The organism is Luteolibacter sp., assembly GCF_058122085.1.
Map to the genome: position 1 here is coordinate 1 of NZ_JBIKBQ010000207.1, position 4435 is coordinate 4435.

5 protein-coding genes are annotated in these 4435 nt (G+C 57.8%); 1 reads left to right on the forward strand and 4 read right to left on the reverse strand.

All coding sequences use genetic code 11. The features are described 5' to 3' along the window. Positions 1–131: 131 nt before the first annotated feature. The 3 genes from AC4DF4_RS18635 to AC4DF4_RS18645 are packed head-to-tail and all read right to left on the reverse strand — an operon-like array spanning position 132 to position 2972. Entirely contained in the window at positions 132–815 is a 684-nt protein-coding gene (locus AC4DF4_RS18635) for a galactose-binding domain-containing protein (RefSeq protein ID WP_490049598.1), read from the reverse strand. Between the two features lie 35 nt (positions 816–850). Next, positions 851–2371, reverse strand: a complete 1521-nt coding sequence (locus AC4DF4_RS18640) for a Gfo/Idh/MocA family oxidoreductase (protein WP_490049599.1) — start codon at positions 2369–2371, stop codon at positions 851–853. Between the two features lie 31 nt (positions 2372–2402). After that, on the reverse strand, positions 2403–2972 hold the full coding sequence (locus AC4DF4_RS18645; RefSeq protein WP_490049600.1) for a hypothetical protein: 570 nt from the start codon (positions 2970–2972) through the stop codon (positions 2403–2405). 455 nt (positions 2973–3427) lie between these two features. Between AC4DF4_RS18645 and AC4DF4_RS18650 the strand changes: the two genes are divergently transcribed. Continuing rightward, positions 3428–3730: a Dabb family protein gene (locus tag AC4DF4_RS18650; protein ID WP_490049601.1), complete on the forward strand. Its 303-nt coding sequence runs from the start codon at positions 3428–3430 to the stop codon at positions 3728–3730. A gap of 12 nt (positions 3731–3742) precedes the next feature. Here the strand turns inward: AC4DF4_RS18650 and AC4DF4_RS18655 are convergent. Further along, the coding region (locus AC4DF4_RS18655) for a serine hydrolase domain-containing protein (protein WP_490049602.1) at positions 3743–4435 on the reverse strand (693 nt) is incomplete at its 5' end.

Here is a 4435-nt window from a genome sequence, read left to right on the forward strand (position 1 = left end):
GAAAAGTCCGTGGCAAGATGACCTTGACCACGGACTTTGAGCTGATTTTCCCCGGCTTTGCGGCCGGGATGAGCGGCTTTGCCGCCGGGATGAGCGGCTTTGCCGCCGGGAATGCGCGATCGCTAAGAGCGTTATTTCGCTGGAACGCCGTAGACTTCGATCTCGACGTAGTGATTCAAGTCATCGACGTGGTTGCCATTGGACCAGGCGCGAACGTATTGGCCTTTGGCCTCTTTGCCGCTGATGAGACGGCCATGGTTGGTTTCGACGTACGACGGGTCTTTACCGGCGCCTTTGCCCAGGGAATTATCATCGTCATTATTGAAGATGATGGTGCTGGTTTTGAATTCCGGATCATTGCTGACTTCGATGAGGACGTCTTTGTAGACCCGGGCTTGTTTGTGGAAGTGCCAGACGGCGACGGCCGAGATGGTGGATGGCGACCCGAGGTCGAGTTGCACCCATTGTTGGCCGGGCCCGAGCTCGACGAACGACCCGTCGGCTCCGTCCTTATCGCCGTCCGAGACGAGGGTGAGGTCGCCGATGGATGGGGCGGTTTCGCTGGAGGTGACATCCTTCTCCTTGGAGAGCAGGGCGGTGCCCTTGCTGACACTCAGGGTCTTGATGGGTTTGCCGGTGGCTTCGAGATTTTTGATGCCGCCTACGGGAACCGGTGTGCCAACGAACTGGGCTTTGGGGAATTCAACCTTGAGTTCTTCCTTGGCGGTGTCGGCGAAAGCCACGGGTGCGGCGGTGGCGACAACGGCGAAGGTGGTGGCCAGGCCGAGACGTGAACGGTGGAGCAATGGATGCATAGATAATTAGTGTAGGATGACAGTCAGACGTTGAATCAGACCGCAAATTCAGATGGATCGAAAATGATGGTCTTCTTTTCGGCAATCGCTTGATTGCATTTCAGAACCGTCACGCACGTCTTGTAGGCATCGGCGACGGGACAATTCAAATCTGTCTGACTTTTCCCTTCCAAACAGCATTTGACGAAGTTTTCGATGTGCGGGGTGTGAGGGAGTTTGTTCAGAACCTCTGGCAGTTCATAGGCGCCGGTGGCTTTTGATTCCCGGGCGTCGACGGCTCCGGCTTTGACACCGACCTTGGTGAGCCACTTGTCTTCCTGCCACCAGGGTTTGGGGGATTCCCAGAATTTGTGGTGCACCGAGCCGGGGATGGAGGCCAGAGTGCCCGCTTCCACCAGTTGCTGGCCGTCCCACAGGGCGTTATTTTCGCGGTAGACTTGGTTATTTTTCAAGTCTTCTGAGATGACGACCGAAGCTTGGTCACCCATGAATTTTTCATAGATGGCTTGGGAGCTAGTGGTAGTGAGGACGGTGTAGATGCAGCGAACGGTGCGGCCGTTGACGTTGTATTCGTAGGTGACGATGACGTTGTCGTCGGTCTCGTAGGCCGGGCGGACGTTTTGACCGTCAGGCATGAGTCCTTTGCCGTCGTAGTAGTCGCGCCCGCCAGTGGCGGTGATGCTGACCGGTGTGGTGCCCAGCATCCAGTTAAAGAGGTCGATCTGGTGGGCGCCGAGGTCGGAAATCGCGCCGCCACCGAATTTTTTGTAGAACCGCCAGTTGCGGAACTGCTCCATGTTTTCGTACCCGAGAGTGGCGAGTGCTTCGGGGGGCATGGGGAACTTTTTCGGGAAACCGAGTGGTGGTTTGACCTCGCGATTCCACTGGGCGTAGGCATGGGTGATTTCTCCCAAGAGGCTTTTGCCGGTGAGGTTTTTCGCGGTGCCGTCGGGCGCGCCGATGATTTCCTGTCTCAGGCGCAGGTAGCGTGGATTGCTACGCCGCTGGTGGCCGACTTGGCACAATTTGCCGGTTTCTTGTTGGGAGATGACCATTTTACGGGCGGCTTCGACCGTATTGGACATCATTTTTTCGCAATACACGTGTTTCCCGGCCTTGAGGGCCATGGTGGTGTGGGGCTCGTGGAGGTAATCGGGGCTCGCGATGAAAACCGCGTCGAGAGATTCCTCCTTGGCGAGCAGTTCGCTGAGGTCGCTATAGCGATTGACCTTGGCGCCTTTGACTAGTTTTTCGAAGCTATTGGCGCGGTAGTCGAGGTTGAACTGCCAGGGATCGGCCATGGCGAGAACGCGCACGGAGCCATTGAGCACGAGTTCGCGCATGGCATTGATTTGGGCGAGTCCTTGTTCACCGCAGCCGACGATGGCGATGTTGAGTTGTTTGCTCGGGGCTTGGGCGAAGGCGCCGCCGGCGCCGAACGTGACCGCCGCCGCCCCGACGCTGGCGGAGCGGAGGAATGTGCGCCGCGAGAGGCTGGGGATCGCAGCGGTGTCCGGCGAAGCGGATGAAGTGGAGTGAGGATCGGCGACAGTCATGGCAAGAATGGTAGGTGTGACTGAGTTAACGCTAAAATTTGGTCAGACGGATGCGGTTATGATTGATCATCGTCAGGGCCAGGGCGCAGACGAAGACGTACAATCCCAGCTGCTGCACTGTACCTTCGTCCGGCAGCAACATCTGGCCAAAAGCCAGACTGAACCAGATCAGGCCCGCAAGGAACCAGCCGAGGCGGTTGAACAAGCCCAAAAGAATCAGCAAACCTGAAACCAGCATGGCGTAAGGCAGACCGATCATGAATGGCTTGATCATCCACGCCGGCAGCATGCTGTAATCAAGCATGGCCTTGGCAATCGGCCACATTTTGCCATCACCAAATCCCATGTTGAGAAATGCTTCCTTGCCGTCCACTTCCACTTTGGTGCCGAGGCCGCTGCGGCCAAACCACTGTTCCAATTTCAGGGCTTCGCTGACGGTGGCCGTGCCTTTGCCAACAAAATATCCCATTTTCTCTAGAGCCGACATGATGAGGCGCATGCCCATGAAGAGTCGGAGCAGCCAGAAGGCGAAGGTGAGGTTGAGCGCGGGGATGCTCGCCTCGTTGGCGGGCGTGGTCGGGGATGAAGTGGAGTCAGCCATGGGATGCACAATAAGTTTGAGACGCGCTATCCTCGACATACAGCTCCTAAAATCCAGTGGATTTTGCCGTTCTCAAAAATACCCCTACGAATCAGTCGGGCGTGGCTCACGGAGAGGAAGGGAAACGTGGTGTTCGATTTGCCCTGTTGGGGCATGGTGACGGAAACGCGGTGTTCGATAAGCTCCAACGGGGTTCCGCCGAAACGTTGGGGCGCGATGCCCCAACGGGGTATAGAATCGGAAACGTCGTGTTCAATTTGCCTCGTAGGGGCGGAAAGAGTTTGAGATGAGGGCTGTGGAAGGGGCTGTGGCGACAAAAAACGACGAAGAAATAATCATTGTCAGTCGTTTTCCGAGAATCTAATAGATCGGAAAGGGTGGGGCATTCGGATCATCCAAGCCCGTTTTTTCCGCTTCTTGTTCGTTATTTCTTCAATCAATCCTACGGCTACACTATGACCCACACTGTCTTTTTCTGGCTTCGCCCTGACCTCAGCGCGGACGAACGAGCTGCCTTTGAGGCGGGGCTCCGTACGCTGCTGGACATTCCGGGGGCAACTCGGGCGCTCATCGGTCGGCCTGCGGCCACTCCGAAACGCGAAGTCATTGATGACAGCTACGATTGGGCGCTGGAACTCGATTTTGCTAGTCTCGCTGAGCAGGATATTTACCAAGCACATCCCGTGCACACGGCATTTGTAGAGGCGTGCAAGCCGATGTGGGCCCGGGTACGGGTTTACGATTTTGAGTGGGCCTGATCGGTGGGGGTATCAACCGATGGCCCGGACGAGCGAGAGGGCGCGTTCGCCCGGCATGACGCCGGGGGCGATCAAGTTCATGACGTAAGCGCATCCCAGACGTCGATCTGGATCCGCCCAAGCCAGGCTGCCGCCGGCGCCGGGGTGGCCGAAGGCCCGGGGGCGAGGGCCGTAGTGGGAGCGTTGTGGCTCGTGGCCTGTTCCCATTGGGTCTTTTTGAAAGCCTGCCGAAAAGGCCGTCGGCAGGTGCAGGACACGGTCGTTTCCGTCGCACAGCGTGGTTTCGGCCCAGCGGCGGACGGTCTCGGAAAAGATCCCGCTCTCGCCGGTGGTCAGCGCATGGTAAAATCGGGCCAGTCCGCGGGCGGAGGCCACCCCGCCAAAGGCCGGCTGTCCCAGCACCCACGCTGCTGGATCATTCATTTCGTGCACGGCATTCAGCCCGCGCACGCTGTCGAACGCGCGCCGTGTGAGTGAGGAGGCGTCGGAAAAAGCCTTATTAAAATCTTGTTCTTCAGGTTTTTGAATAAATCTACCGGCATAGACGGTGGCGACGCGTGAAAAGGCAGGTGCGGGCAGGCCGATCCAGACGTCGAGTTCCAGGGGCGTCGCTATTTCCCGGTGCCAAACATCACCGAGCGGCGCGCCGCACAACCGGCGGACGCATTCATCGAGTAGGACTCCGAATGTTCGAGGGTGGTATCC

Bases quoted from the DNA above. Each gene is read 5' to 3' on its own strand.
- AC4DF4_RS18635 (WP_490049598.1), bottom strand. From the start codon at position 815: ATGCATCCATTGCTCCACCGTTCACGTCTCGGCCTGGCCACCACCTTC.
- AC4DF4_RS18640 (WP_490049599.1), bottom strand. From the start codon at position 2,371: ATGACTGTCGCCGATCCTCACTCCACTTCATCCGCTTCGCCGGACACC.
- AC4DF4_RS18645 (WP_490049600.1), bottom strand. From the start codon at position 2,972: ATGGCTGACTCCACTTCATCCCCGACCACGCCCGCCAACGAGGCGAGC.
- AC4DF4_RS18650 (WP_490049601.1), top strand. From the start codon at position 3,428: ATGACCCACACTGTCTTTTTCTGGCTTCGCCCTGACCTCAGCGCGGAC.